Raw genomic sequence first — 25,674 nt, 5'->3', positions numbered from 1 at the left:
AAGCTGTCACTTACGATGCTTGATCCGCTGAGAGGCGACGCCAATCCTCCATGAGAGGCTCATACACTTCATCATCTTCCCGGATCTCCTCATACTCATTGAGGGCTTCTGAGAGTCTCTGCGCTAGGAGGTGGTAGCAGAGTCCAGCCTCCCCATCAACAACTCTGAAATAGAAGTCGCTACAGTCGCAGTACCCGGAATAGGGGAGCACTTGATATTCGCTTCCCCGACCAACGACGATCCAGACTACCCGACCTGAGCGCTCAAAGATGTACTTTTTTACTCTTTTCTGTCCTACGATCCTCCAAGCCTTATCGAAGCGATCTGCAAGGCTTGACCTGAGACGATCCCATTGGGCCTTAGTGAGGGTTGGCGTGGCTCTTAGCTCATCGCAGATTTGCTCTAGGACCCGTCGCTCCTCAGTGATTGCCAGTTTGAATCTCCAGGGATATCTTGATGCCTCCCTTTACAACTTTTTTGTCAGTAGAGGGTTAGGAACCGGGTTTAAATTGAACGTCGCAGGATATTGGGCGGGGATCCAGGTGTTCAAGCTTCTCACTCCTTGGCCGGCGATGCTCATTGAGGCTGGAGAGAGGATCCTCTTAGCTACTGACTTTCATTTGGGCATTGAATATGAGCTCGCGAAGATGGGTATCAGCATCCCTTACCAGACCAACCGCTTTCTTAGGGAGTTCATGGATCTGGTGTTGGAGCATAATCCCGATAGGGTCGTCATTCTCGGAGATCTAAAGCATGGTGTCCCTCTCACTAGCTTTCAGGAGAAGAGGGAAATCCCCCGATTCTTTAACGCCCTTCTTAGTGAGGTTGATAGGGTTAGTCTAGTTCGGGGCAATCATGACGCGAACATCCAGAACCTCGCCCCCGAAGAGGTAGAGATTCATCCCAGCCGGGGCGCCCTCTTTGGAGATGAGTATCAGGTCGCAGTCCTTCACGGCCACGCTTGGCCTTATCCCCCGCTCCTCGCGGCAGACCTTATTGTCATGGGACACAACCATCCTGCAGTCCAGTTAAACACGCCTTTGGGTGTGAGGTTTACGCGTAGGGCTTGGGTGAGAGGCAATCTTGATCCTGTGAGCCTCGCGGTGGCACTCATGGGATTTGAGAAAATAAAAGTGAAGGAGAATCCCTTGGCCTCCTTCGAGGCGGCTTTCGGTACAATTATCCGCCCCCCTCAATTAGTGATTATGCCTACGTTTAACGATCTCATGGGGGGGATTCCTGTCAATGCAGAGACACCAAAGGGCCTTCTGGGTCCCCTATTCAGGTCTGGAGCTGTTAACGTTGATGATTTTGACGTCTATCTGCTGGACGGAGCGTTCCTAGGGAAGATCTCGTTTCTTAGGACCTTGCTTACAGATCCCTTTTACATGAAGTAGATGAGAACTTTGAACCTAAAAAGTATTGTAAAACCTCAAGGGAACGTTGGCATCCGCGCACGAATCCGTTTTTCCGTCTGGATCCACGAGAATCGGCGAGGGTTGAAGGTCCCTGTTGTCCCCGTGAGGCTCTTATCTGCCTCAAATCAGTTTTTTAATATCCCAAAAGGGACAATCTCGTGATGGACTGCTTAGAAGATGATATTTAGGAAAACGAGCCTGCACTCCTTAATTTTCCAAGCTCTCAGCGCGTGTGAATTAGACCCCCTTTTAGGAAGATCAAGTAGGAAGAGGACTCCCCACGAGATGTAGCTTTTTCTGTCTCCCTGCTAAGAACCTCAGTTTTCCCTTGGTGAATACAGCGTCCTGCTCAAGAGACATGCGGATCTGTTTTCCTCCCCACTCAGGAATACCGCATCGTACGTTGAGTTCAATAGAGTAGCATGTATCGTTGAAAAGCTCGTAGTCCCCCATCCCTGGGACGCCCCTCTGGTTATCCCAGAGCCCTATAATAGGCCCCGCGGCGTGGCCGTGAAACCCGATAGGATGAGTATAGATGCTGGCTTTGATCCCTTCCGTCTTCGCTTTCTCCCGTGCGGCTTTCAAGATTTCGTTTCCTGTTCTGCCGGTAATCATGGACTCGGCATGGATGTCCTGGAGCCTATTGCCAAGGGTTATTGCCTTTTTAAGGCCCTCAGGGGCGTTGATTTCCCCCGGCTTCAGGACGTATGCGTTTTGCTGGACGTCAGTATGAAGCCCAAGATATCTGAATCCAACATCGCAGTGGATAAGGTCACCCGGCATGATAGTCCGCCGCTCTCCCTCTATCTTGCTGCGTCCCATTGGGATCATATCAACGTCCTCGGCCTGCAGGTCTATACTAGGTTGGAACCAGGCGAGGAAGCCAAGGTCACGGATCTTCTGCCGCATCCACCACGCTACGTCATCAACTGTGGTGATCCCGGGGGTGATTATTCTGCTTGAGAAGGCTTCTGCGATTATGGCGTGGGTGATCTCCACGAGGCTCTCGTAGGCCATGACCTCAGGGAGGATCCGTCTCTCCAGCCAACCACAGGTAAGCCTCCAAGCGCCCTTAGTTCTAGCCATGTACTCTTTACCAAGGGCCTTCTCGAGGTAGATGTAATCGCTGTGAGTAAGGCCGTCGCTATACTGGGTCATCTGGGATGTGTTTATTCCGATTGACTCAGGATCTCGTTCTCGGACAATCCTGCCGAGGCATACATGCTGTTTCTCTTTCTTGGGGTCCCAGACGGCCTTATAGAAGCCGGGGGACCCTGACTTAGAGACAGTAAGTCTCTCTAGCTCCCCGTTCTTTAGGTGGAAGAGGAGGATCGTGCGCCTTTTTGCGTATAGGGTAGGCTCTGGTGTCAATGAAAAATATGTGGGGTCCTCGTTGGATTCGCGGGATGTGACTATCCACATATCAAAGCCCTCTCTTGTCATAATCTCCGGAAGCACCTTGTCGAGGCGCTCCTTAAGCCAATTATTTTGGATCTCAGCCCTCTTCCTAAGAGAGAGGGTATTGTACTTTTCTGTGTACCTGCTTCCGAGGGCAAAATCTATTTCCGTCATTCCATTTTCACCAATAGTCAATTGTTATACTAACGCTCACTTAATGCCTTCTCTGGATGCTAGGTTTTAGTGTGTGGCAATCTCGACACTATCTAATCTGCTGCGTCAATATTTTGTAGAAGGCCCACATGGTTTTAAACGGAATTGGGCCAGGAGATATTTGGTGTTTGTGATATTGGGCCTCAAAAAGGGGAATGAGGAGATTAGAGTTGAGAATACCCTAAGGGCCATCTTGAGGAATCGCTTTGATCCATGCGGCATGCTCTGCCAAGTAGAACCTAACCTCATTGTACGCGAGCATATAGTAGCAGCTTCATTATATAGCACGAGCAATTCAGACTGTCTTTGAGTATCGCGATATAGAGGAACTCCTAAGGATTAGGTGAATACACAATGGCTATCGAGACGAGGACCCACACAGCTTTACATGTCCTCAAAGGTGCTGCTGTGAAGGTACTAGGTGCCAGGTGGACCGCCGGTGTGCACGTTAAGGAGAACCATGGGAGGCTTACCCTCCAGTTTAACCGGAAACCAACACCTAAAGAGGTCCTCCACATTGAGGAGCTCGCAAACTCCAAGATACTGGAAGATGCCCATGTTGATGTCGTCGAAATGGAGAGAATAGATGCTGAAGAGCAACACGGCGACGCCATTTACGATTTATTCCCCATCCCCGCCGCCATCACCAGGCTGACCATCCTCCACATCCCCGATTGGAATGTAAATGCTTGCAACAAACACCACACACCAAGGACCGCCCAGATAGGCCACCTCACAATAATGAAGACCCGGTATAGGATTACAAAGAAACTCCTAGAACTATCTTATAACATCCAATAGTGAACTAAGACAACCGACCGAATACAACGTTAACTTATTCTCTTATAGGCTGAGTCTCGCATCCAACTGCTCTAGGAACTTCTCAAGAGCTTCCCCGGGTATACTTGCCCCGCTGGCATGTTTGTGGCCGCCTCCAAAGCCTCCGAGTCCAGTGGCGATCCGTCTTGTTATCTCCCCTAAATGATGGGGAAGCTCCCGTCTGCTTCTGAGCGAGATGTTTATGTGATCGCCCTTCTGCTTATAGCAAACGCCTACCTGAGTTCCAATGGCGTCTGTTATGAGCCCTGCGACGGAGCCTGAGGACAACCCTTCGTCAACTTTCACGTATGCCAGCACACGGAGGCGCTTCGCCTTTCCAGTAAGGGTGTTTATGAGGGTAGCAACCTTTTCAAGATGCTCGATAGCGGCCTCCGGCACTCCTTGAGTCCTGTGAGGGGGTTCGAGGCGGCTTATCGCATCTAGTACCTTTGCTCTAAACTCCTTGGTGGCCCTTTGGGGTAGGGCGTGGGCTAGGAGTAGTCCCTCATGCTGAACGGATTGCCGGTCGTAGTCCAGGAGAAGAGTTTTGGCGATGGGGCCATCATCGAACTGGTCTGCCCATGCAGCGAATGCAGCCATCCTCCCCGCTTTCCGTCCTAGCTCGTCCCTATATCGGTTATAGAGGAGGACGCTGGCGCAGTCCCTAGTGTCGTGGATCACCTCTGCCCCGGCATTCTCTATTTGTTCTAGGATGCCGGGTGCAGTAGGATGGTGGTCTACAATAGTAACCCGGCTGAAGCTGGCGATTCGAAGAAACTCCTCAAGAAGATCCTCCCTGACGTTGAGGTCGCAGAAATATAATTCGTCTAGTGGGGGCTGGATGTTCCTCAAGGCGTCTTTGAGCTCGTCGTAGTTGACCAAGACAGGTCGGGCTTGCTTCATACGCTTTATTAGGGCTGCGCATGTGATACCGTCAGCATCTTCTCCGTGGGAGATGACGATGACTGTTGGATGAAACATATGTCACTCTTCTTGTTCGAAGGTGTCATATAAGGTAAGCTTGAGGAGAGATTAGGGGTTGTCGCACGCGTGACCTCAAGAAGGGGAAGATGAAACTGCCTTGGGGGGCCTCACTTATTAACCGAAACATAGGGGTCCTAGCCGGGTCTGGCTAGTTCGTGTTTTTCTTTGAGCCTATGGCTGAGAGGCTTGCTACGCCTTGGACCCCTGCGGCTTTTAGGGTCTCCAGGGGAAGGGCCAAGATGATAGTGTTGCTCTGGTCCTTGCTCACATCGTTCACCGTTGAGAGGATTCTTAGCTGCATGGCATTGGGATCTTGCATGTTCATGGCGGCCTCAGCGAGTTTAGAAGAGGCCTGGAGCTCAGCTTCAGCCTTGATGAGAATGGCTCTGCTTTCCCTCTCCGCTTCGGCCTGGACAGCGAAGGCTCGCTTCATGTCCTTTGGGAGGCTGATGTCTTGGAGGCCTGCCCTTGCGATATCGATGCCCCAATCCTTGGAGAGTATGTCGATCTCATCTTTGAGTTTGATCGCGATCTCCTCTCTGCTCTCAAGGAGGTCGTCAAGGTTATACTGGCCGATGATGTTCCGTATGGCCGTTTGGGCATACTTAGAGACGGCGTCCCTATAGTTGACGATCTGGGTGATGATCTTCTCGGGGTCCTCAATAGTCATGAAGATGACGGCATCGACGCTCAAGGAGATGTTATCCGCGGTGATGGCTGACTGGCCTTTGAGGTCAACGGTCTGGGTCCTCATATCGACCTTGGTGATTGTGTCGATGATAGGTATCTTGAAGTTAAGATCCGGCTCTACAGTTTTGATGATCTTTCCTAAGCGAAGTACTGCCGCGTTCTCCCACTGCTTTACGATGAAGAGGGAGCCCGCGATGATCAAGACAATGACTACTATAGCGATAGAGTTGATCATTACTTTTCCCTATCTCGGACTTGGATCTTACTCATTTCTTGTTTGTTATAGCCCACGTAGGGGACATTTATATTCAATTCTAAAACCTGATGCAAATATTATGCAAAGATAGTGGAACTAAGGCACAATTCTAGAGAGACTTTAGCGCCCAGCGCGCGCAAAGAGGTAGCTGGATCCTTGGAGATAATATTTTAGCACCCGTCTAGCGGCGCGTTCCGAATCGGCTCATACCATGATGTCCTCAGCCTCAAGGCGGTCCACATCATGGCGGAGAGTGTCCTTGAATGCCTAAAGAACCGGGAACCTGGATAACCAGAGTCTCCCGCTCCGCCCGTGGTGGATCCTCTGGTCTGAGACCCGGAACCGGCACCCCCCGACGAGTTCCGCCTTCTTTTCACCAACATACAGGGATGAAGCGATCCTCCCAATAGCATCGCACTTCATGATACCCCTTCCGCTCGCCGCCCCCACATAGATCCTCCCAGGCACCGACTTCACTAAAGGCAGCTGGTCAAAGCTATTAATCACGTCCTGGCCTGCCTAGCTGTTGATGGGCCTTAAATTCCCGAAACAAGGGAAATACTTCACCAAAACGTGATACGCGTTATCCGTGTAAAAATCCTCCTCGGCCTGGGGATCGTCCTATACCCTAAAGCCCTACACTACATCATCAGAACACGCCATCCAGATGCTCCTCTCATTTAGCTCCGGGCGGAAAAATACGTTAGATATCGGCAAACAGTGAGGGGCATCGACCCATACTTATTTAACCCCTTTACATAGAATAGCGGCTCTAGACTCGATTGACTAATAATTATATGTTGGGTGGTTATTTGTTGTGACTGCGCCCCGGTAGCTCAGTGGCCAGAGCGGCAGCCTTGTAAGCTGTTGGCCGCGGGTTCGACTCCCGCCCGGGGCTCCATTCCCACCTAGTGAGCGGTCGCTTATTTTACGGAAATTTAGCTGGATGGTTTAGCTTATTGAGTTGAATATAATCTCAAAGGACTTTTTTTTGATCACCTAGGTGTTTGGAGATCTATTTATGAATGGGGTACCCTTGCCCTCTATTTTTAATTTATTCCAGTTCTCTTTTCTTCAAAATGCAGTGGAAATCGGGTAGCAATTATAGTATTCTTATCTTCTATTAGTTTTTTTTTGGATAGGGCTTTATTTTCAAGCCTTTGAGAGGGCTATTCAGTCAGCGTTCTCCTTTGATGATTTAAGCTATACTGTGAGACTCTTCAATGATCTTAGCTTTCATAAACCAGCAGATGCAAAGCGTGAGCTTTGAGGCCTTTGATAACTATCCTAAAAGCAACCTGCCTCAGCCCCGGGGACTTCGTGAACCTCCACTCTTCCTCAGCACGATCCTCCTCTGGGGGTTCCAGGCTATATCTATCAGGCTCCTACTCTTCCACCCAGTCCTCTAACTCAGGGGCTGGCTGTAGTTCCCCTTAGAGATAATATATGCGTGCGGAGCACAAAAAACCATTTTTCGAGAAAACACTCGAAAAATAGATAAGGCGAGAGCCTTCTGAAAGTCTGTATATGTCGTTGTTGGATATTTGGGCTCAGCTTCCCCCTGATGCCGTGAAGCTTCTTCAGAGTGTTGTGGCGATTGTGGTGATCTTTATCACTTACAAGTACCTGAGCCGGCTCCTCTCCCGTACTGGAAAGAATGCCGAGTTGGAGCCACATGCGATGAACGCTGCAAGGCTTGTTTTTAGGGTCGCCGCAATCATGGTAGCCTCCACAGTTCTTCTTAGGGTTTGGAGCCTCCCCACCGACTGGTTCGTGGGGAGTTCAGCTCTTATTGGTGCCGTCTTGGGCTTCGGTTCTAGCCAGACCATTAACAACGTGGTAGCAGGATTCTACGTACTGGTAACCCAGCCCTTTAAGGTAAAGGACTATGTGAAGATCGGCGCTCTGGAGGGGCAGGTTGAGGAGATCACTATAAACTACACGAACTTGTACACTCCAACATTCAATCTGCTGAAGGTGCCCAACACCCAGGTAATGAACAGCCGGATATTAAACCTCACTCATGAGGGGTTTATCAAGTACACTTTTACTGTGGGATTCGGGCATGAGTTGTCTAACAGGGTCATCCTAGACGAGTGCATTCAACCCGCTATTGCTGAGTTTCATGAGAGGCACTTGGATGAGCAGCTAAGGAAGCCTGAGGCCTACCTGGAGACGGGGGATCGTCTGGGGAAGCTAATGCTGATCAGGATCTTTATACCAAAAGGGGAGGCGAAGACTCTTCATGTGCTCCAGCCTGAACTCTTGAGCATGATCATGAATCGATGGCACACTCGAAAGAATGCCTAAGCAGGTTAAGGAGAGCATAGCCCAAGGTTGATGCTCTTTTAAACGCATAATCCGATCTCTTTTTACTATCAGCAAACTTTTTTTATTGAGAGAGGCGTAATTGAAAGCAACAATTCTGGTGAGAATATGACCGATCAGATATGGATCACAAGAGATTATCTCAATTGTACCGGATGCCGTAGATGCGAAATTGCTTGCAGTATCCATCACGAGGACTGGATATGGCCCGAGGCCTCTAGAATCAGGGTCTTTATGCCCTTCCCTGGGGTCGAGGTGCCCCATTTCTGTGCCCAGTGCCAGGATTATCCTTGTATCGAGAGCTGTCCTGTGGACGCCCTCAGCGTCGAAGAAGAGACCAGCGCAGTGCTGGTGGACGATGATAAGTGCACAAGCTGCTCTCTCTGCATCAAGGCCTGCCCCGGTCAAATACCAATACTTCATCCTGAAACTAAGAAGGCGGTAATCTGTGATCTCTGCGGTGGGGACCCCGAGTGCGTCAAGTCCTGCCAAAAGGCGAGGTACAACGCTCTCGCAGTGGTCAATGAGAGCCCCAACGGGAACCACAAGCTCTTTGCAGTCCATCCAATCCAAGTAGCAAAGGAGCTAGCGGTGAATCTCTTCGGGGAGAAGGGAGAGGAGGTTATCTAGATGCCTGGTGGATATGCGGGTAAATTCTTAGAGGTTAACCTCACCAAGGGCAAGGTAAAGGACGTCAACTTTAGTAACGAGATCCTAGAACAATACTTCGGCGGCCGGGGATTAGGGGCAAAGATACTTTGGGACCGTCTCGGAAAAGTTTGGGCAAAGGTGGACCCCTTAGGACCCGAGAACATCCTGTTAGCCCTTACAGGACCCATGACGGCAATCTACCCTGGGGCCAGGATATGTGTTACAGGGAAGTCTCCCTTGAGCAACGGTACTGTAGGTTCCACGGCTAGTACCGAGTTCGCTTCAGAACTTAAGATGGCGGGTTACGACGGAGTTATCGTCACAGGAAAATCTAAGGACCCCGTATATATCCTCGTCACTGATGACGGTGGCGAGATAGTAGGAGCTGACCACCTTTGGGGTAAGGAGAGCGAGGAGATCATCAAGACTCTGAATGTGGAGGTCGTTGATGAACTAACCAATAGGAATAGGCACATCGGGCTCATACGGGAGCCCGGCAAGATCTATATCGGCCCAGCAGGGGAAAATATGGTCCGTAACTCTGCAGTCTGTTCCAAGCTCTGCCACGCGGCGGGCTACGGGGGCTATGGTGCGGTGATGGGCTCAAAGAACCTTAAGGCCATCGTTGCAAAGGGCAGGGGGATGATCCCCAAGGTTGATGCCCCTGAGGCTGTAAAGCTGATGCTGGAGAAGACGGAAGACCACCTCGTCAGGCCACGGAGCATGCGCCGATGGGGTACTGGCTATGCTGGCTTCATTGTGGGGAATGAAACAAGCTCCGAGCCAGTACGTAACTGGCAGGAGGAGTGGCACGACGCTGAGAGCTTCGGCGGGCCCCGTTTCGAAAACAAGTACTGGGTCAAAAAGTACTGGGCTGACTACGGATGCAGCACCAGTTGCATGAAAGTGAGCTGCATCAAGAGCGGCCGCTGGAAAGGGGACATCACCGACATGCCTGACTACGAGCTTCAGGCCTATTGTGGGACCAACCTCGGAATCTTCGACCCTGGTGATAACATCCACATCAGTACCCTCTGCGACAAACTAGGCCATAGTGGTATCAACGGGCCCAATACTATGGGTTTTGCAGCGGAGCTCTACCAGCGGGGCATCCTTTCCGAGGAGGAGATCGGGCTAAAGTTAGAGTGGGGGGATACCGCCGCCTTCGAGCAGCTTGCTTATATGATCGCTCAAAGAGAAGGCATTGGAGACATCTTAGCAGAGGGCTCCTACAGGGCCGCCTTAAAGCTGGGTGAGATGAAAGGCATGGATCTCACTAAATATGTGGTCCATGTCAAGGCCATCGAGATCGGCGCCCACGGTACCCGGAGCGACGCTGACTATACCCATGATATCAGCTACGGACCTAACGTCCAGGGAGGAGATCATACCAGCGTTTCCGTGGATGGTTACTCGGAGATGTCCGCCTCGGTCTTCACTGACTCAGGAGTCTTTTGTAATTTCACCTACTCAGGAGTGCCCCAGCAGCTGGTCTTTGACTTCGCAAAAGGTGTGACCGGTTTTCCCATAAGCCGAGAGGGCTGGCGTACCGAACAGGGACCTAGGATAGTTACCCTCCAGAGGGCACTCCTCCTCTTCGGGGGACCAGATATTTTTTGGGAACCCCTAGAGGATGACGATAACCCACCCCGGTTCTACGAAGCCCTACCAAGCGGTCCCTATAAAGGCCGAACCACGGATAAGATCGTCGTGGGGGAAAAGAGGGCGGCCTATTTCGAGACCCTTGGATGGGACGAAAGGGGTATCCCTACTAAGGCGGCCTTAGAAAAATATGGGCTGGGCGATGTCGAAGCCTCGATAAAGAACCTGCGGAAATAGCGTCTTTCTTTACATTCCCTTTATTTTCTAGTATCCACAAGCTAGTTTGATGAAGGTCACGGTCAGGGTCTTCGCCGACCTTGTACCCGTCATTGGACGGAGATATAGCGTAGAGCTTAAAAGCGGTGCTACCGTGGGGACTTTAACCTCTAAGGTCGCCAGGAAAGCAGGCCAGAAACGCAGGGGATACCTCGGTAATTACAGGATCGTCGGCGGGGACCTAGCAATCCTTGTTAACGGGAGGAACATTGACCTCCTTGGGGGCCTTAATACTCCTCTCAGCGAAGGGGATGAGGTGGTCTATTTGCCCCCCGCAGCAGGCGGATGAACTGCCAGATGCTTTTTTTGTCAGGTGAAAAGCTTATTCGGAGTCTCACCTTTTCATTGTTAGTGATCATTACATGAAGGGATGGAATGGGAAACTCCTCCGGGTTAATCTTACAAAGGGCACAGCTTTTGCTGAGGAGTACTCCGAGGACTTCGCGAGGCGCTTTATAGGAGGTCGGGGCTTTGCCATTAAACTACTCTGGGACGAACTCGAGCCTGGTGTGGACCCTTTAGGCCCAAAGAACATACTCATCTTCGCGACGGGTCCCCTTACCGGCCACGTCATCCCCAACAGTGGCAAGATGGTAGTAGCTTCAAAAAGTCCCCTAACTGGGGGCTACGGGGACGGCAACCTAGGCTCCTGGGCCTCGGTAAACCTCAGGAAGGCGGGGATAGACGCTGTCGTGGTCTCCGGTAGATCCGAGAAACCAGTCTACCTCCACATCGAGAACGATGAGTATTCCATAAAGGATGCCTCCGACCTCTGGGGCCAGGACTCATTCACAGCCGAGGCAATGCTAAAAGAGAGACATGGTCGGGCTTCGGGGGTTTTACTCATCGGGCCTTCAGGGGAGAATCTGTGCAGGGTCAGTACGGTGGTCTCCCAGGAAGGGCGGGCAGGGGGACGTCCTGGGATGGGGGCTGTGATGGGCTCCAAGAATTTGAAGGCCGTGGTCTTACTAGGCACAAAGGCCCTCCCAGCCCACGATATTGATGAACTGAATAGGCTTGGGAAGGTAGGCTATAATCTCATCCTGGAGAAGCAGAGTTTCAAGTGGTGGAAACGTCAAGGTACTATGGCTATACTGGAGTGGTGTCAGGAGGCTGAGACTCTACCCACTCGCAACTTCCGAGAAGGGATCTTCGAGGAGGCTGACGCCATTAACGGATACTCCATGGAGAATACAACAGTTAGGCAGAAGGGATGCCCTAACTGCAATATGACCTGTGGCAATGTGGTTCTCAACGTGGACGGTGCAGAGAGCGAGCTCGACTACGAGAATGTTGCGATGTTGGGCTCAAACATTGGATTAGGGGATCTTAAGCAGATTGCGACTCTGAACAGGATGTGTGACGAGCTTGGACTTGACACCATCGGCGCCGGGGCATGTATAGCCTTCGCGATGGAGGCCTCCGAAAAGGGTCTCATAAGCGAAAAGATCGGATGGGGGGACTTTGAGGGGGCCAAGAAGCTTTTGGAGGATCTAGCATATATGAGAGGTCTCGGGGCCACCTTAGGACTGGGTACTTTGGCTGCTGCTGAAAATATAGGGGGAGGGGCCTCTGACTTTACGATCGAGGTGAAGGGGCTAGAGTGTAGCGCATACAACTGTCACCTCTGCCCGGGGATGGCGCTGAGCTTTGGGACCTCGCCCATTGGGGCACATCATAAGGACGCATGGATAATAAGCTGGGAGATTTCATCAGGTACCAGGACCGAGTATAACGCTGAGAAAGCCGAAAAGGTCATCGAGTTACAGAGGATCCGGGGCGGGATGTTTGAGAGCCTCGTCACTTGTCGATTCCCTTGGATCGAGCTTGGTTTTGAGCTAGACCACTATACTGAGTACTTCAAGGCCGCGACAGGGGTTGAGACGACCCTCAATAAGTTCTGGGAGTTGGGAGATAGGATATATGCCTTGATCCGGGCCTTCTGGGTTAGGGAATATGGAGGTGTTTGGGGCAGAAAAATGGATTATCCACCAAAGCGATGGTTCGATGAGCCAACAACCCAAGGCTCCCTGGCGGGGAGCAGCCTTGATAGGAAAAAGTTTGATGATCTCCTTCAGGTCTACTATGACAAGCGGGGATGGGACAAAAGGGGAATCCCCACAACAGCGACCATGAAAAAACTCAGGCTGCACTCAGAGGCTGTTCAACTCGCCAAGTACGTTGAACTCAGGTAGTTCTTTTCTTCGCCATTTTCTTTTTCCTCTTTTTCTTCAGCACTGTTTGCTTGGGTCTCTGTTTTACTTCTGGTAGTTCAACTGTGAAGCTGGCGAGCCACTCCATTTGACCTTGAAACTCGTTGATGAAACCAGGGAGCTCAAAAATGGAGACTACTGGGATCCTCCTGTAGATCTTGTTCCGGGCAGGTTGCAAGGAGAGCGTCATGGGAACGAAGATTGCTCGTTTCCAGTCTTTCAGTATCCCATTATCTACAAGGATGGCAGGGTTCTCGCTGAGAACTCTGACCTTTTCTAGGTGGGTCTCCACAATCTTCCGCGCAGTTATGCTCCCGAGCCCGTTGGTCCAGTGTTTGCACTCGACGCAGAGAACTAGTGGCTTCCGAGTCGCCAGGACGTCGATCTCCCAGCGCCTTCCTTCTGCTTTGAAGCGGAACCGCCGCCTCACATTGTATCTATTCTCCTCGAAGATGTAGGCTGTCATCTCCTCGAACTCGAGCCACCCGAGTGCCTTGCTCACCCTTTCCATATCGGCACCAACCATCACGGCCCTGATCGCGATCTCAAGCCTCTGTTCCAAGGTAGCGTCGAGGGTTTCTTTGCCGGCTCTGATTAATCCTTGTTTGGTGAGGTGTTCGAGGAATACGGTGAAAGCCTCATCGGTTACCCTTACCATCTTCCGGAGCCCCTCAAAGTCGGTGGGCCCCTCTCTTGTCCTCTCGAGCAGTGCGATAAGGATATCCCTTTGAGCTGGCAAAGAATCACATAAGCAACAGTACCGCCGCAAACTTTAGAATAGCGTTTCGCCTAGGTGATGAAGCCGGAGTTCCTAAGGTTAGCCCTGAGGCGAATCAACTAGCTGAGGAACGGCTAGATCAAAGACCTTGAAATGATCTCTATCGATGGGCCTGAGGATTAGGTGAGATGCGGTGATTTCCATCGTGACTATGCCGACGTCGAAGGGGATCCCTTAACTCTTCCACATAAGCCGCATCGTGAAATGGTTCACCTATAAGATGAAAGATGAGTGAGTGCGATGATGGAGAAACGTGCTCAAAGAGGGTTCCCCTAAGATAAACTAAAAGAGGACTAAAAGTCCCCCCCCTTTTCACACAAGCAGGCTTCTTAATGATGTATCCTAAGGACCATTTTTCCCGCAAAGATTCTTGTGATCGACCACTAGTTTGGGCGCTTCAATATAGATAAGGTCGCCGACCTCCAGATCCTAGACAGGGACTCTTGAAGTTGAGAATCAAGGTAGAGCGGGTGATCATCAATGAGGGAGAAAAATCCCTGGGGTATGAGATCGTACTCCAGGGACCTCCCGTTGATCCCTCTATTAGTCAGTTAAGTGAATCGCTGTTCAGGGTGACATATAGGAGATTTTCCCACTCTAGAGGCTTGCTTTCGTAGACCCTCTTGTCTCCTTTAAGAGCTGTATTATTCCTCCTAAGGTAAAGAAAATCCCTCGGGTGATGTCCAGGATCGGGTAGAATAACATTTTTCTAAGGGTACGGGTCCTTTGCGCCGTCTCAAGGTAAAGCAAAGTCAGGACTGCGTAGAAGAATATGAATATGCCTATGGCAATATCTATTAACATATGCTGATTCAGCATTAGTCCTACGGAAAGGAGCGTCAATATGATAATCAGGGAGAACGTCGATGAGATCAGATATGTAATGAACCATTGGGCTAGCTTGCTCCTGCGTTTCACCTTTATGAGCTTAGCACCCCCCCGACCATAACTGAAGTGTTGAAATAGTATCTCCCAGAAACGGGTTCGATGCTGATGGTAGACGTAGACTTTTGGATCGAGGACAATTTGGAACCCAGCTTTCCCTAACTCTTCGACTGGAACCAGGTCATCGAAACCGAACTTGATCCTTTCGTCGAAGTTACCTATCTTGAAAAGGGCACTCCGCCTAAATGCCATATTGCATCCCGCAGGGAACTGGCGTAATACAAGCTGCGTTGCTACTTTGCGCAACTTATAACTAGGCTTTACGTTAAAAAAGGTCTCGTCCATATAGGTGGAAAGAAGGTCTCCCTTATTGTAGCCCTCCACGTTACCCCCAACGAAACCTACTATGGGGCTCTGGAAGTTCCTTGCGATTGAACTCGCCCAATCCGGGGGCACGACGCAGTCCCCATCGGTGAAGGCTATAATCTGCCCAGTGCTCCATTTGATGCCCGTGTTTCTCGCGGCGTTGATGCCTCTCCCCTCCTCGCAAACGACTCGGACAGGGTACTCTTCTACGATCTTTCGGGTGCCATCGAAGGAGTCACCGTCTACTACCACAATTTCGATCTTTTGAGAGGAGTATTCGAGCTCCATAAGAGATTCCATGAGGGCAACAATAGTCTTAACTGAGTTTCTCACAGGTACAATTATTGATATTGAAGGATAGTTTCTTGGTGGGACTTGCATCCTTAATGGATGGAAAAAAATCTTATTTAACAAAATCGGAAACGTTGTCGTTGCCCCTTTGTTTTCTTCTTTTCATACGCGGTGGAATCAAAGTACCTCCAAGGCTAGTCTACATTCAATGTTCCCCGAAGGGGCGAACTCATATTAGCGAGCACACTATCTGAATCTTGATCGCAATGACTGACTTCCACAAAGAGAAGGCAGACGAGGCCCTTGATATTCTGAACACGAGGGGCGCAGATGCACTGCTCCTATTCCCTGGAGCAGATATAGGCTACTATACCGGTTTTTCTATAGGGCCAAGCGAGCGGCTCGCGGCTGCCCTCATCCCCTTCAGCGGGAACCCTGTTCTGGTTGTTAATCAGCTGGAAGCAGAACTCCGGGGCCAGAAATCATGGATAACTGATGTGGACCTCTGGTTGGAGCACGAGGACCCTGTGGAGATTTTAGCCGAGAACTTCGAGCGCCTAGATTTAGAAGACGCCGTGGTGGCCATTAATGAGGACGCCCCATGGGGATGGATTAACAGGCTCATAGAAAGACTCCCTAAACTGTTCTTTGTTGATGCCACCTCTTACATGAGCCAGATTCGGATGGTAAAGTCCCAGCAGGAGCTAGACTGGATGAGGATGGCCTGCGCAATCACTGATAAAGCCCTCGAGGTAGGCTTCGGGAACCTGCACACGGGGCTGACCGAGAGGGAACTTGCGGGCATCCTCACCTCCGAGATCAGGTCCAATGGGGGTGGAGCTGGTTTTGTAGGGGTACTCTTTGGTGAGAGAGCCGCCCTACCCCACGGCCGACCCGGTGAGAGAGAATTGGAGCCAGGGGATTGCGTCTTAGTGGATTTAGGGACTAATGTTCATGGTTACTCCTCGGATCTAACTCGGACAGTCTTCTACGGGAAGCCCTCTACGCGCGAGGCGGAGCTCTATGCTCTCGTCAATGAAGCCAATCAGATCGCCTACAAAGCGGTTAGGCCAGGGGTCTCATGTGGAGAACTAGACTCGATCGCCCGTAAGGTGATTGATAACGGGGGCTGTGGGGAGTACTTTATTCATCGCTTGGGCCATGGTATAGGTCTCCAGGTGCACGAACGCCCTTATATTGTGCAGGGAAACGAGCTGGAACTTGAGGCCGGGATGACGTTCACCATTGAGCCTGGAATTTACATTGTGGGGGAGATAGGGATCCGAGTCGAAGATACCGTCGTCTGCACTGCCGGGGGATGTGAGCGCCTCACAAGGCTCACCCGAGAGCTCACCTCCTATCCCATTAAGGATTAGAGGATTAAGAACATGGTCGCCTTCCCTTCCTCGCGTGTTATGCCTATACTGATGCACTCCTCGGGAGTATTCTAGATCTACCCTCTCCCCTTTGAATAATATCGTGCCGGAGTAATATCTTTGAGATCCTTCTCATCGCTCTGAGCGCGCACCCTGAAAACTGAACCTTAAGCGTGCAAGCGTTATTACGCGTTTGTAACGCTTTTCAAACTCATGCATGAATATTTTTGACTTCCTTTTTTTTATATCCCTATAATACAATGAAAAATATAGTGGTATTAACTCCAAGATACTCTAAGACCACGATTAAAAGGGATGATTAGAACGAAAAATACATTTATTTATTCTATTCAGAACATTTAGCTCGATACAATTAGACCTTTTGTATCTTGTATATATTTTGAGAATTTTTTTTTGGATTCCTCACTATCGTCACCTTTTGCTGTAAAAAATGCATGAGGTTTATCTGTAAAATGAAATGGAGGGCTTAAGCATCCCGGCATTTCGAAAATTTCTAGTGCTAACTCCAAAGTTGAGGAATGAAAAGGAACTTTTCCAAATCGAACACTTCCTTCAATTCGAGGAGTAGGAGGCGAGTTTCCTAAAGCAACATCTCTCATTATTTGTGCAGGATTAACTAATGAAACTTCCCGTAGCCCCGTGTAGCTAGTAGTAATCCTAGGATTCAGATCGACAATAGAATAACCCTTGTTATCCACTACCAGATCAATTCCGAAATAACCTCTATAGCCAGTATCCGCCGTTAACTTCCTAATATCCTCTATAATCGCTGGAACTTTTTCGTATTCAATTGGAGTCAATCCCCCTATATATTCTGTATTTCCATCAGGAGATGATAGGCACAGAAACTGCTTATTAATAGATAAAATCTTAGGCAAATCTGTAGTTCCAATTAGATTTAGACTGATGGAAGATCCACGGACCATTTTTTGAAGAATTATTGCTTCATCATAAACTTTAGCTTTTTCATAAGCTATTTTTAAATTTTTTTTATTCTTTTCTAATACTATTGACAACCCTTGTCCGCCACAACCCATATCTGGCTTTATAACTATGGGAGAATGCCATTTCTCGTGTAAGAAAGCCAGTTCTCTACGAAAGGTAGAAAAATTTTCTGTGTCAGTTAGCACTCTATATTCGGGTGGAGAAAGGATATCTAGCTGATTACATCGCTCATAAAGTAGACTTTTTGGACTAACCTTTTCAATTTCCGCTGTAGAAGGACCAACTATTATTACACCAGCATCTTCAGCAATTTCCAGTAAATTTAAAAGCGGAGGACCATCGGGAGCAATTATGAGTGTCGCATCATATTTCGCTATAATTTTTTCTAGGGTCTCTTCAAGGGTTTTCCGTTTTAAGTATTTATAGACATGGCCCTCTAGAATAGACCCGTATGGTTTCAATCGATGATCCAATAAAGTGTGAACTGCCCTTCGACCCTTAGGAGCTAATAATGTAGTAAAATCGGCGCACACAGAAGCAAGCATAGCGAAACCTTCTGCTAAAAGACTCCCTGGTATCTGCTCATCTGGAACCAAAGCACCAGAAGACAAATATTCTATAATTAGTATATTTTTTATAGGCAAGTCGACACCGACGTTATATAAAGGAGATTAGTCTCATAAACTTACACTTGATTATTACACGTTGGCATGTATGTAATATATCCCCTGTCCTTATCTCCCCCCACTCGGTCAGTTCAAGGAGGGGCAGACCCTAAAAACTGATTTAACTTGTGACCAAACATCTCGTACAAAACCTCAGGTAGACTCCACTTTTATAGTGGTTTCACTCCTTGAGCCTCGTTGATGCACGACCGTGAGGTCCCAGCCCGAAAAAACTACGGGTAACCCTGGATGAGGTTAACCCCTCTCAACTTGAAGGTCTGTGTCTTCTTGATAACTGTTTATCATTATGCGCGCGGGAACTAGTTGCTAAGCTGTTCTTATGCCACATGTTGGTGAATGTGTGAAACGGAATTAACAAGAAAGGGAATGCCTAAGAACCAAACGTCTAAATCAACCAAGTTAATCCACTATTCAATTTAAATAGGATTTTTTAATAGTACCCTTCTGATCAAAATGGAGAGTCACACTGAGCATCTCCTCACAAAAATTTTAGAGCGAAAGAGTATTAGAAAATTTAAATCCAAAAAAGTTTCAAAAGAGCATATAAAAAAAATAGTTAAGGCGGGGCAAAGAGCTCCGACCGCATGTAAAGTCGAGGCTTATAGTTTTATCCTGATTTCTGATCAACAAAAAAGAACGGATATTATGGATGCTACCGTGAGCCACCAATCTACCCGACAATTCATGATGGAAGCCCCGGTATGGATTGTCATCTGCACAGATTATGCACGCCATATAAAGTTGAGTGAGAAACTTGGAATCGAAGCTAAGTTTGAGACTGTAAGTAAATTCATTCTGGGGTTAATTGATGCATCCTTAGCTGCAGAAAATATGACAATAGCGGCAGAGGCTCTTGGGTTAGCATCATGTTTTGTCGGGTCAATCTGGACTGCAATACCTAGAATATCGGAATTACTTAATGTGCCAAAGAATGTACTTCCCTTTCTTCTACTCTGTATTGGTTATCCTGATGAAATCCCAGCCGAGAGAGTAAGATGGCCCATTGAGGCGATCTTACACGAAAACACATACAGCTTTCCAACTGATGAGATAATATTTGCGCACTCAAAAACGCGTAAAAAATGGGAAACAAGTTCCCCTTATAGGTTAAATAAAGAAACTGAAAATAGAATATATCGAGATCTAGCGGAACGTGGATTCATGAAAGACACAACTATCCACGTATAGTGAGAGAGGTTCCGAGATCTATTTTAAAAACAACTCAAATAAAAAATAGTATAAAAAAAGGAAAAAGTGGAGTTTATTCTTCAGGGATACCTGCATCGAAGATATATCCGCCCGTTAGAGACTCTCCAACGAACCCTCGACCTGTCCATGATTTGTCTTGTTCTGTGATCTCCATAACGAAATATTCGATGATGTCGTCAGTAGGATTATAGATGCCATGGACCCCGCCTCTTTTACCCCTTCTCATTCCGGAATAGCAGAATGATCCTGGGCGAACTTTGTATGTGACCCCATCCGCTATTGCCTCGCCAGTCCCTCGCAGGAAGTAAAGTACCTCATGGAGGCGTCCTTCCGGGTTTCTGTGCTCACGGTGGTGATATCCTGCTGGGTGTGTTTGTACATCGATGCCATGCATCCGTAAGGCACCCATGATAGCATGTTCTTCTTCCGTGAATATCTGTGTGGCCCCCCATCTTTCTGCGTGGGGACTTGGAATCTGGAACAAGTTCCTTTTCCTAGATTTGGCCCATCTAAAGGCAGGTCTCGGGACCTTATGACTTAAGGATATAATTCGTGCCTCGCCCTCACCAGCATGTTTGAATCCATGGATACTCTTTCCCTGGATCTGTTGAGCCTTGTTGTGGTTTCCCGCCGGCATAAATATTGCAGTATCTCCGTGAGCGCCCACAACACAGCCTGAGATGATGTAGTGTTGAAATTCAGTCATAGATTCGTTGAAAACTACACGCCCGCCATTGGTTAACACGTAGTGTCTCGCGCTGAACCCTGGGGGCACGGATTGGTCAGGTCTAACAAGAACTCGTTCAACAACCCCAGGTGCGATTTCCTTGCCTTCGATATCTGAACTATTTACATGCATTTTCTATTTCTCCATTGACATGCCTGCACGTGCAGCCCACATCTTTTCTTGATTAACAAATTCTACTGCAAGATATTGAAGAGGTAAGCTCTTATGAGTATTTGTTATACTATGAACCTCTCCTTCTGGTGTGTAGCTCAGGGAACCCGGCGAAACTTTGTAAGTGTTATCTCCTGAGGTAACTTCTCCCTCCCCCCTCAGGACGTAAAGGATCTCCTCGGGGTTTTTATGGTCGGGTAGCTTGTATCCCGGAGGGTTTGTCTGGATGTCAATACCATGCATTCTTAACGCTCCCATGATAGCATGCTCTTCTTCAGTAAAGATCTGAGTATAACCCACCATCTGCCGACTTGAGTGATACTGTGGGACTTGGAAGAGGTTTTTAATTCTGCCTTTCGCCCATCTGAAATTAGGCTGGGGAATCTTATGAGCCAGAGTCAACACCCGGACTTTACCCTCTCCACTATGAGCAAGAATATGACGGGCATTTGGTGTGGTGCCTTCAGAAGGGAAACGGTCACTACAAGGGACGAATATCGCACTGTCACCATGTACGAGGTCTCCATTTGGACCTCCTCGCGCAACGACTCCTTGGATGGTATAATGTTGATATTCCGTTAATGGCTCGTCGTATGCTATCTGTCCCCCTTCAGTCATCACATAGTGTTTCACTGTGAGATCCCCTGAGGCGGTCACATTGCTTTTCAGGAGAATCCTTTCAATGGTTCCTGAACTTATCTCCGTTCCAGAAACATCATTAATATTCACATGCATTTTAATTTCTATTTAATTTAATTTAAATCAACATATAAAACTTTTTACCCTCGGTTATCTTCAACATATTTATAGTCCCTCTTAATATCCCTACATCCATCCTTTTTAATTAGGAGAACTCTCTTGAATTACTGTTGTCTCCCATTTAACTCAATTAAAAAAATTATCTAATAACAATATCAACATATAGAACATAGTTCAAACAGCTAGAAGAGATTGAAGATGAAAAGAAAGGTTGAAGCGAAAGACCTTATGCAGATAAGGTATGTTTCGAGTCCCCAGATATCTTCAGATGGACATACAATTGTATTTGTTCATTCCAAAATGGATTATGAAAAAGACGAGTACCTGAGCAACATTTGGAAGGCAGACGTTGAAGGTGAAATTAGTCAACTCTCCTTCAGAGGATGCTCAAACACATCCCCCAGGTGGGCGCCAAATGAAAAAAGAATCCTTTTCACCTCTACACTTAATGCCGATGGGAAAAGCTCCTCGCAACTATTCACGATTCCTGTTTCTGGAGGGGAAGCTAAACAACTAACCAATGTTGAGGGCGGAGTACTCTCCCCTAGGTGGTCTCCGGATGGTAAAAAAATCTTATTCATATCTTCCTTTCGGGAAAATGAACTGAGTAGTGATGTAAGGGTTATCACTGGTCTAAAGTACAAGTTCAATGGTTCAGGGTTCATCGAGGGAAGAAGGCACCATTTATTTGTCGTACCTTCTGACGGCGGTAAAGTGCAGCAGTTGACTCAGGGAGACTTCGGTGTTGATACAGCTGAATGGTGTATAGATAGTGAGAAAATTGCTTTCATAAGCAACCTTGACGGTGATGCAGACCTTACCACAAACAAATACATCTACATCCAAGACCTCAAAGGCGGCGATCCTACAAAGATTACTGATGGCCCTCGCGTAATTACAGCCCTCAGCCCCTCCCCGAAGGGGGATTTCATAGCTCATATTGGCCACAACTATCGACGACGCCAATGGAGCAACCAAGACATCTGGCTTGTTCCTATAGAAGGCGGTGAATCACGGAATTTGACAAAGGAGTTTGACCAAGATATCGGATATAAACTCAGCTCTGATGTTCAACCATGGAGAGGTAACCCTAACCCCCAATGGTCCAGTGACTCTAATTTCGTTTACTTTACATCGACCTATGGGGGAGCTGTCAGGCTGTACAGGACTCCCGTGGAGAGCGGTGGAGTCGAAATGGTTATTGGAGATATAGACCACAGCATTGAGGACTGGAGTATTTCCGATAACGGTGAGATTGCGTACAATGTCGTTAAAACTACATCGCCTATTGAGCTATGGGTAACGGTTGAAAATACGAGAAGACAAGTTACAGACTTTAACAGAAAATACTTGAATAGCACTGAGATCTGTGACCATGAAAGGTTTGTCATTAAATCGTCCGGTGGGCACAAAGTCGAAGGATGGCTAATGCGTCCCCCTGATTTTGATGCTAAAGACAAATATCCGATGATCCTTTACATCCGAGGAGGCTCTGCCGGCTGTTTCGGCTATAGCTTCATGCATAGGTTTCAGGTTTTAGCTGCACAAGGATGGGTGGTTCTCTACCTGAACCAATGGGGTAATGGGGGATACAACGAAGCGTTTCAAGGTGAGGCTTCCGGGCACTATGGCGAGCAGGAGTACAAGGACTTGATGGACGCAGTGGACCACGTAATAAACAACAACGGATTTATCAATTCAGACCTGTTGGGTGTCACCGGGATCAGTCAAGGTGGATTTTTGACAAACTGGATCATAACCCACGATAATAGGTTCAAGGCAGCTATCCCCCAAGCGTGTGTCAGTAATTGGCACAGCTTTCACGGAACTAGTGACATAGGATGGACCTTTGGCCGTTATGACATGGAAGGGACACCGTGGGAGGATGAGGAGAAATACCTATCGATGTCACCTATAAGGTACGCTGGTCAAGTAAAGACCCCCACTATGATAATTCATGCCGATGAAGATTACAGATGCAGTATTGAGCAGGCAGAGCAGTGGTTCACAGCTTTGAAGGTTTTAGGCGTCCAAACTGAACTGATTGTCTTTCCTGGTGAATCACATGGAATACGGAATCCACAGCATAGAGTGGAGCTGCTAGGTCATATGATACGCTGGTTCGGAAAATATCTCCGATAAAACCGATTTAAATATTAAATCAACAGGACGCTCGGGAAATAATGGAGGGTATACCCTCCAAGAATCCTCCTCAAAAAAGCTATTTTACTTTTTTATTTAACAATTCGCGGATATTCGTTAAATATAATTTTATAAATAAAATGGAAAAAAGGGGGGATTGGAATCAATTTTAGATGATTTGTCATGTTATGGCACTAGAGGCTTCCTTGGAAACCCCTCGAACTCCACATTTTGTCTTGTTCAGTGTACTCCATCACGAAATAGTGGAGTGGAACCAATGAGTTTTGATCACGCTTAATCCAGTGAAGGTCGCCCTCTTCTACGTAAACAAGAGTACCAGGTTTGAACTCAAATACGTCGTCTCCAGAACCCATTGTACCTGAACCAGCCATGAAATAGGCGGTTTCTTCAGGATTTGTATGTTCAGAGACATCATAATCTTGCACGTCTAAGGCATGGAATCTGTGGGCTCCAACGAGGCCATGGAACTCCTCGGTCATAAGTTGCTGTTGTCCATTGGGAAAAGTTAGTTGGGCTGTTCTAGTTTTACACCATTTATGGCTTGGGTGTGGGACTGAGTAGGAATGCGATAAAATCCGAAGGTCTGATTCTCCAGCATGTGTAAATGTATGCTTCTTACCGGAGGGGACAAACATAGTTGTGTTCGCATGGATGTATCCCTTGCCACTGCGAGCTGTACCACAGATGATATAATCCTGGTATTCGACGTTGGGGTCATCAAGAGTCAAGGTCCCCCCGTTTGTGAGTGTATAGTGAGTAGCAGTTAAATCTCCAGGGGGACCGCGTCCTGTATTTTTGGAAGTGAGAAGTGTTCTCTTTAGTACTCCCGGAGATATTTCTTCGGGTTTGACATCATCAATATTCGCTGTATATCCCATGTTGAATCGAAGTAATCGACTCTGTTCTTGTATTTGAAATTTATTATAGTAGCCATTAGCCCAATAGCTTTTACTTGTGCGTTCGGATGCAAGCCTTTTGTTTAACCAAAAAAGACTCAAAAACGTTATTTTCTAGTTGAGATTACAAACCAATAGTGAGATTATATGAAGTTAGATGAGAGAGGAGCGGTAAGATATGCTCTGAGTCGTGTTCAAACAACTCTTTACCCAAAACAATATCCATATGAGGAGATCGTTTCTAGGGGCTGCCTGTCTGAGAAGGATTATACCCTTGATACTTTACAAACCCTGAAGCAGGTTCGACAAGAAATACTTAATGAGCTAGAACAGAAAAAAGATCAAGAGTATGCGTTCCTGCTCCTACTAAGCCGGGACATTTTCTCTGTGGTTGACTTTCTCTCTCAAAACTCGGTAGACTTTGGGGATATTAAGAGCAGGCTTGAGGCTTATGCAAAAGATACAATCGTCCCTAATCTCCGGAAGAAGCTTGAGGTAGAGTACGAACCGCCCCCCATTAACATCGTAACTTCTTTGCCTTGGGATCCTACCCCCGGGCGAAAAGGGGGAGGCTTTGGGGCCGACCGTTGGCAGGCCGATCGATATGGTATGCCCGAGGGGATCTACATTGGTGAAGCATCATTGGTACCAGAAAGTGAGATTCTACTAGTTCACGAACTTGCTCACCCTGCTATCCAAGCTTTTCCCAACTTCGTACCTTGGTTCGATGAGGGGTTGTGCAACCTCATGGCCTTTATAATCTACGGAGAAAGTCGAGGAGATCTCGGTTTTAGACGTAACATGTTATATCGTCAGGAGTTCGCGGATTATGTTGCTAATCCAGCCAGATTATTCCGGAGACCCAACCATCTCTTTTGTAGCCTTTTAATCATCGGTGGTTTTGACCTCGTAAAGATTCTGATGCATTATAAGCAAAATGATCCTGAGAAGGTAAACTGGAACTCAATTCCAGCCCTGCTTCAAGAAGGAGTTGATCTAAGGACATTTTTAGAACAGGTAATTGTTGATCCTGTTAACTTACCTGAGCCTGAGTTCTCCCCACTTTTGAGGAGAATTATCGGAACAGTTCTAGCCCATTCCGTCAGTCATGTGTTCACGCCTTTAGCTTACATCCTCTTCGAAAAGATTCTTGAACGTGAGCCACGACCAGGGACATGGATGATCGATGAGCTTTTGGATAAGCACATAACAAAAGCAGAGTCTGAAAAGGCTATTGCCGAGCTTAAGAAACGGTCGGTCATCTGGGTGTTCCCTAACGGCAATATCGAGCCATACATGGGTCCTCATGTTGGGACTAACCATTTTCTCGAGTCAGGTCAAGTAAGGGCTTGGGCCCGGAGATATGAGCTGAGAAAATGGATTAATACATAAGATAGGGTTAATTTTTTGTTTTACGAATAACGCTTTATTGACCTAAGGGGCGTTATGTATTTAACCCGAAAATGGGACTTTGGAACTCCATTCAACCCGTTCAAGATGTTAATCGTGAGCACGTGAGTGCCTAAATTCGGAGTCAACCTCTAAACCCCTAT

23 protein-coding genes and 1 tRNA gene are annotated in these 25,674 nt (G+C 47.9%); 13 read left to right on the top strand and 11 right to left on the bottom strand.

All coding sequences use genetic code 11. The annotated features are described in order from the left end of the window. Nucleotides 1-10: 10 nt before the first annotated feature. Nucleotides 11-211 carry a hypothetical protein gene (locus QGG23_04535; protein MDP6048693.1) on the bottom strand — a complete coding sequence of 67 codons (201 nt, stop codon included), beginning with the start codon at nt 209-211 and terminating at the stop codon, nt 11-13. Nucleotides 212-269: 58 nt separating this feature from the next. Here QGG23_04535 and QGG23_04530 point away from each other — a divergent pair, with 58 nt between their 5' ends. Beyond that, nucleotides 270-1,397 (top strand): metallophosphoesterase, encoded by a 1,128-nt coding sequence (locus QGG23_04530; protein MDP6048692.1) that lies wholly within the window; start codon nt 270-272, stop codon nt 1,395-1,397. A 279-nt stretch (nt 1,398-1,676) separates the two neighbouring features. Here the strand turns inward: QGG23_04530 and QGG23_04525 are convergent, their stop codons facing one another. After that, complete coding sequence (locus tag QGG23_04525) at nt 1,677-2,990, bottom strand: M24 family metallopeptidase (GenBank protein MDP6048691.1); 1,314 nt, start codon at nt 2,988-2,990, stop codon at nt 1,677-1,679. A gap of 393 nt (nt 2,991-3,383) precedes the next feature. Here QGG23_04525 and QGG23_04520 point away from each other — a divergent pair, with 393 nt between their 5' ends. Next, nucleotides 3,384-3,830, top strand: a complete 447-nt coding sequence (locus QGG23_04520; protein MDP6048690.1) for an alanyl-tRNA editing protein — start codon at nt 3,384-3,386, stop codon at nt 3,828-3,830. A 42-nt stretch (nt 3,831-3,872) separates the two neighbouring features. Here QGG23_04520 and QGG23_04515 read toward each other — a convergent pair whose 3' ends face one another. The 3 genes from QGG23_04515 to QGG23_04505 all read right to left on the bottom strand — a co-directional run bounded on the left by QGG23_04515 (nt 3,873) and on the right by QGG23_04505 (nt 6,285). Then, entirely contained in the window at nt 3,873-4,829 is a 957-nt protein-coding gene (locus QGG23_04515; GenBank protein ID MDP6048689.1) for a DHHA1 domain-containing protein, read from the bottom strand. 151 nt (nt 4,830-4,980) lie between these two features. Then, nucleotides 4,981-5,757 carry an SPFH domain-containing protein gene (locus QGG23_04510; protein ID MDP6048688.1) on the bottom strand — a complete coding sequence of 259 codons (777 nt, stop codon included), beginning with the start codon at nt 5,755-5,757 and terminating at the stop codon, nt 4,981-4,983. Nucleotides 5,758-6,045: 288 nt separating this feature from the next. Continuing rightward, nucleotides 6,046-6,285: a hypothetical protein gene (locus tag QGG23_04505; GenBank protein ID MDP6048687.1), complete on the bottom strand. Its 240-nt coding sequence runs from the start codon at nt 6,283-6,285 to the stop codon at nt 6,046-6,048. A gap of 318 nt (nt 6,286-6,603) precedes the next feature. On the opposite strand from QGG23_04505, the gene QGG23_04500 reads away from it, so the two are divergent. The 7 genes from QGG23_04500 (at nt 6,604) to QGG23_04470 (ending at nt 12,830) form a co-directional block, all read left to right on the top strand. Beyond that, nucleotides 6,604-6,679: transfer RNA gene (locus QGG23_04500), tRNA-Thr, on the top strand. 322 nt (nt 6,680-7,001) lie between these two features. Then, nucleotides 7,002-7,187 carry a hypothetical protein gene (locus QGG23_04495; GenBank protein MDP6048686.1) on the top strand — a complete coding sequence of 62 codons (186 nt, stop codon included), beginning with the start codon at nt 7,002-7,004 and terminating at the stop codon, nt 7,185-7,187. A 118-nt stretch (nt 7,188-7,305) separates the two neighbouring features. After that, complete coding sequence (locus QGG23_04490) at nt 7,306-8,088, top strand: mechanosensitive ion channel (protein MDP6048685.1); 783 nt, start codon at nt 7,306-7,308, stop codon at nt 8,086-8,088. Between the two features lie 126 nt (nt 8,089-8,214). Continuing rightward, the gene (locus tag QGG23_04485) at nt 8,215-8,736 is read left to right on the top strand and encodes a 4Fe-4S dicluster domain-containing protein (protein ID MDP6048684.1); all 522 of its coding nucleotides are present in this window, start codon (nt 8,215-8,217) and stop codon (nt 8,734-8,736) included. Then, nucleotides 8,737-10,596 (top strand): aldehyde ferredoxin oxidoreductase C-terminal domain-containing protein, encoded by a 1,860-nt coding sequence (locus tag QGG23_04480; GenBank protein ID MDP6048683.1) that lies wholly within the window; start codon nt 8,737-8,739, stop codon nt 10,594-10,596. It abuts the gene before it with no gap. 49 nt (nt 10,597-10,645) lie between these two features. Next, on the top strand, nt 10,646-10,924 hold the full coding sequence (locus QGG23_04475) for a MoaD family protein (GenBank protein ID MDP6048682.1): 279 nt from the start codon (nt 10,646-10,648) through the stop codon (nt 10,922-10,924). A 73-nt stretch (nt 10,925-10,997) separates the two neighbouring features. Then, nucleotides 10,998-12,830: an aldehyde ferredoxin oxidoreductase family protein gene (locus QGG23_04470; GenBank protein ID MDP6048681.1), complete on the top strand. Its 1,833-nt coding sequence runs from the start codon at nt 10,998-11,000 to the stop codon at nt 12,828-12,830. Here QGG23_04470 and QGG23_04465 read toward each other — a convergent pair. Beyond that, a complete protein-coding gene (locus QGG23_04465; GenBank protein MDP6048680.1) occupies nt 12,823-13,587 on the bottom strand; it encodes a restriction endonuclease in 765 nt (254 codons plus the stop codon). The two genes, QGG23_04470 and QGG23_04465, sit on opposite strands and share 8 nt — an antisense overlap. A gap of 636 nt (nt 13,588-14,223) precedes the next feature. Continuing rightward, complete coding sequence (locus tag QGG23_04460) at nt 14,224-15,258, bottom strand: glycosyltransferase (GenBank protein MDP6048679.1); 1,035 nt, start codon at nt 15,256-15,258, stop codon at nt 14,224-14,226. 176 nt (nt 15,259-15,434) lie between these two features. Between QGG23_04460 and QGG23_04455 the strand changes: the two genes are divergently transcribed. Continuing rightward, entirely contained in the window at nt 15,435-16,544 is a 1,110-nt protein-coding gene (locus QGG23_04455; protein ID MDP6048678.1) for a Xaa-Pro peptidase family protein, read from the top strand. A 359-nt stretch (nt 16,545-16,903) separates the two neighbouring features. On the opposite strand, the gene QGG23_04450 is transcribed toward QGG23_04455, so the two are convergent. Beyond that, the gene (locus tag QGG23_04450) at nt 16,904-18,154 is read right to left on the bottom strand and encodes an ATP-grasp domain-containing protein (protein ID MDP6048677.1); all 1,251 of its coding nucleotides are present in this window, start codon (nt 18,152-18,154) and stop codon (nt 16,904-16,906) included. Nucleotides 18,155-18,649: 495 nt separating this feature from the next. Here QGG23_04450 and QGG23_04445 point away from each other — a divergent pair, with 495 nt between their 5' ends. Then, nucleotides 18,650-19,384, top strand: a complete 735-nt coding sequence (locus QGG23_04445; protein MDP6048676.1) for a nitroreductase family protein — start codon at nt 18,650-18,652, stop codon at nt 19,382-19,384. Nucleotides 19,385-19,457: 73 nt separating this feature from the next. On the opposite strand, the gene QGG23_04440 is transcribed toward QGG23_04445, so the two are convergent. Together QGG23_04440 and QGG23_04435 are read right to left on the bottom strand one after the other, a co-directional pair. Then, complete coding sequence (locus QGG23_04440) at nt 19,458-20,264, bottom strand: hypothetical protein (GenBank protein MDP6048675.1); 807 nt, start codon at nt 20,262-20,264, stop codon at nt 19,458-19,460. 3 nt (nt 20,265-20,267) lie between these two features. Beyond that, nucleotides 20,268-21,038, bottom strand: a complete 771-nt coding sequence (locus tag QGG23_04435) for a cupin domain-containing protein (GenBank protein ID MDP6048674.1) — start codon at nt 21,036-21,038, stop codon at nt 20,268-20,270. 222 nt (nt 21,039-21,260) lie between these two features. On the opposite strand from QGG23_04435, the gene QGG23_04430 reads away from it, so the two are divergent. Next, nucleotides 21,261-23,204, top strand: a complete 1,944-nt coding sequence (locus tag QGG23_04430; protein MDP6048673.1) for a S9 family peptidase — start codon at nt 21,261-21,263, stop codon at nt 23,202-23,204. 194 nt (nt 23,205-23,398) lie between these two features. On the opposite strand, the gene QGG23_04425 is transcribed toward QGG23_04430, so the two are convergent. Beyond that, entirely contained in the window at nt 23,399-23,953 is a 555-nt protein-coding gene (locus QGG23_04425) for a hypothetical protein (protein MDP6048672.1), read from the bottom strand. Between the two features lie 315 nt (nt 23,954-24,268). Here QGG23_04425 and QGG23_04420 point away from each other — a divergent pair, with 315 nt between their 5' ends. Next, nucleotides 24,269-25,513 carry a hypothetical protein gene (locus tag QGG23_04420; GenBank protein MDP6048671.1) on the top strand — a complete coding sequence of 415 codons (1,245 nt, stop codon included), beginning with the start codon at nt 24,269-24,271 and terminating at the stop codon, nt 25,511-25,513. The last annotated feature ends 161 nt before the right edge of the window (nt 25,514-25,674 follow it).

The organism is Candidatus Bathyarchaeota archaeon, from assembly GCA_030739585.1.
In the GTDB taxonomy this organism is placed as follows: Archaea; Thermoproteota; Bathyarchaeia; order TCS64; family TCS64.
This window is presented reverse-complemented; position numbering and strand designations above follow the sequence as displayed.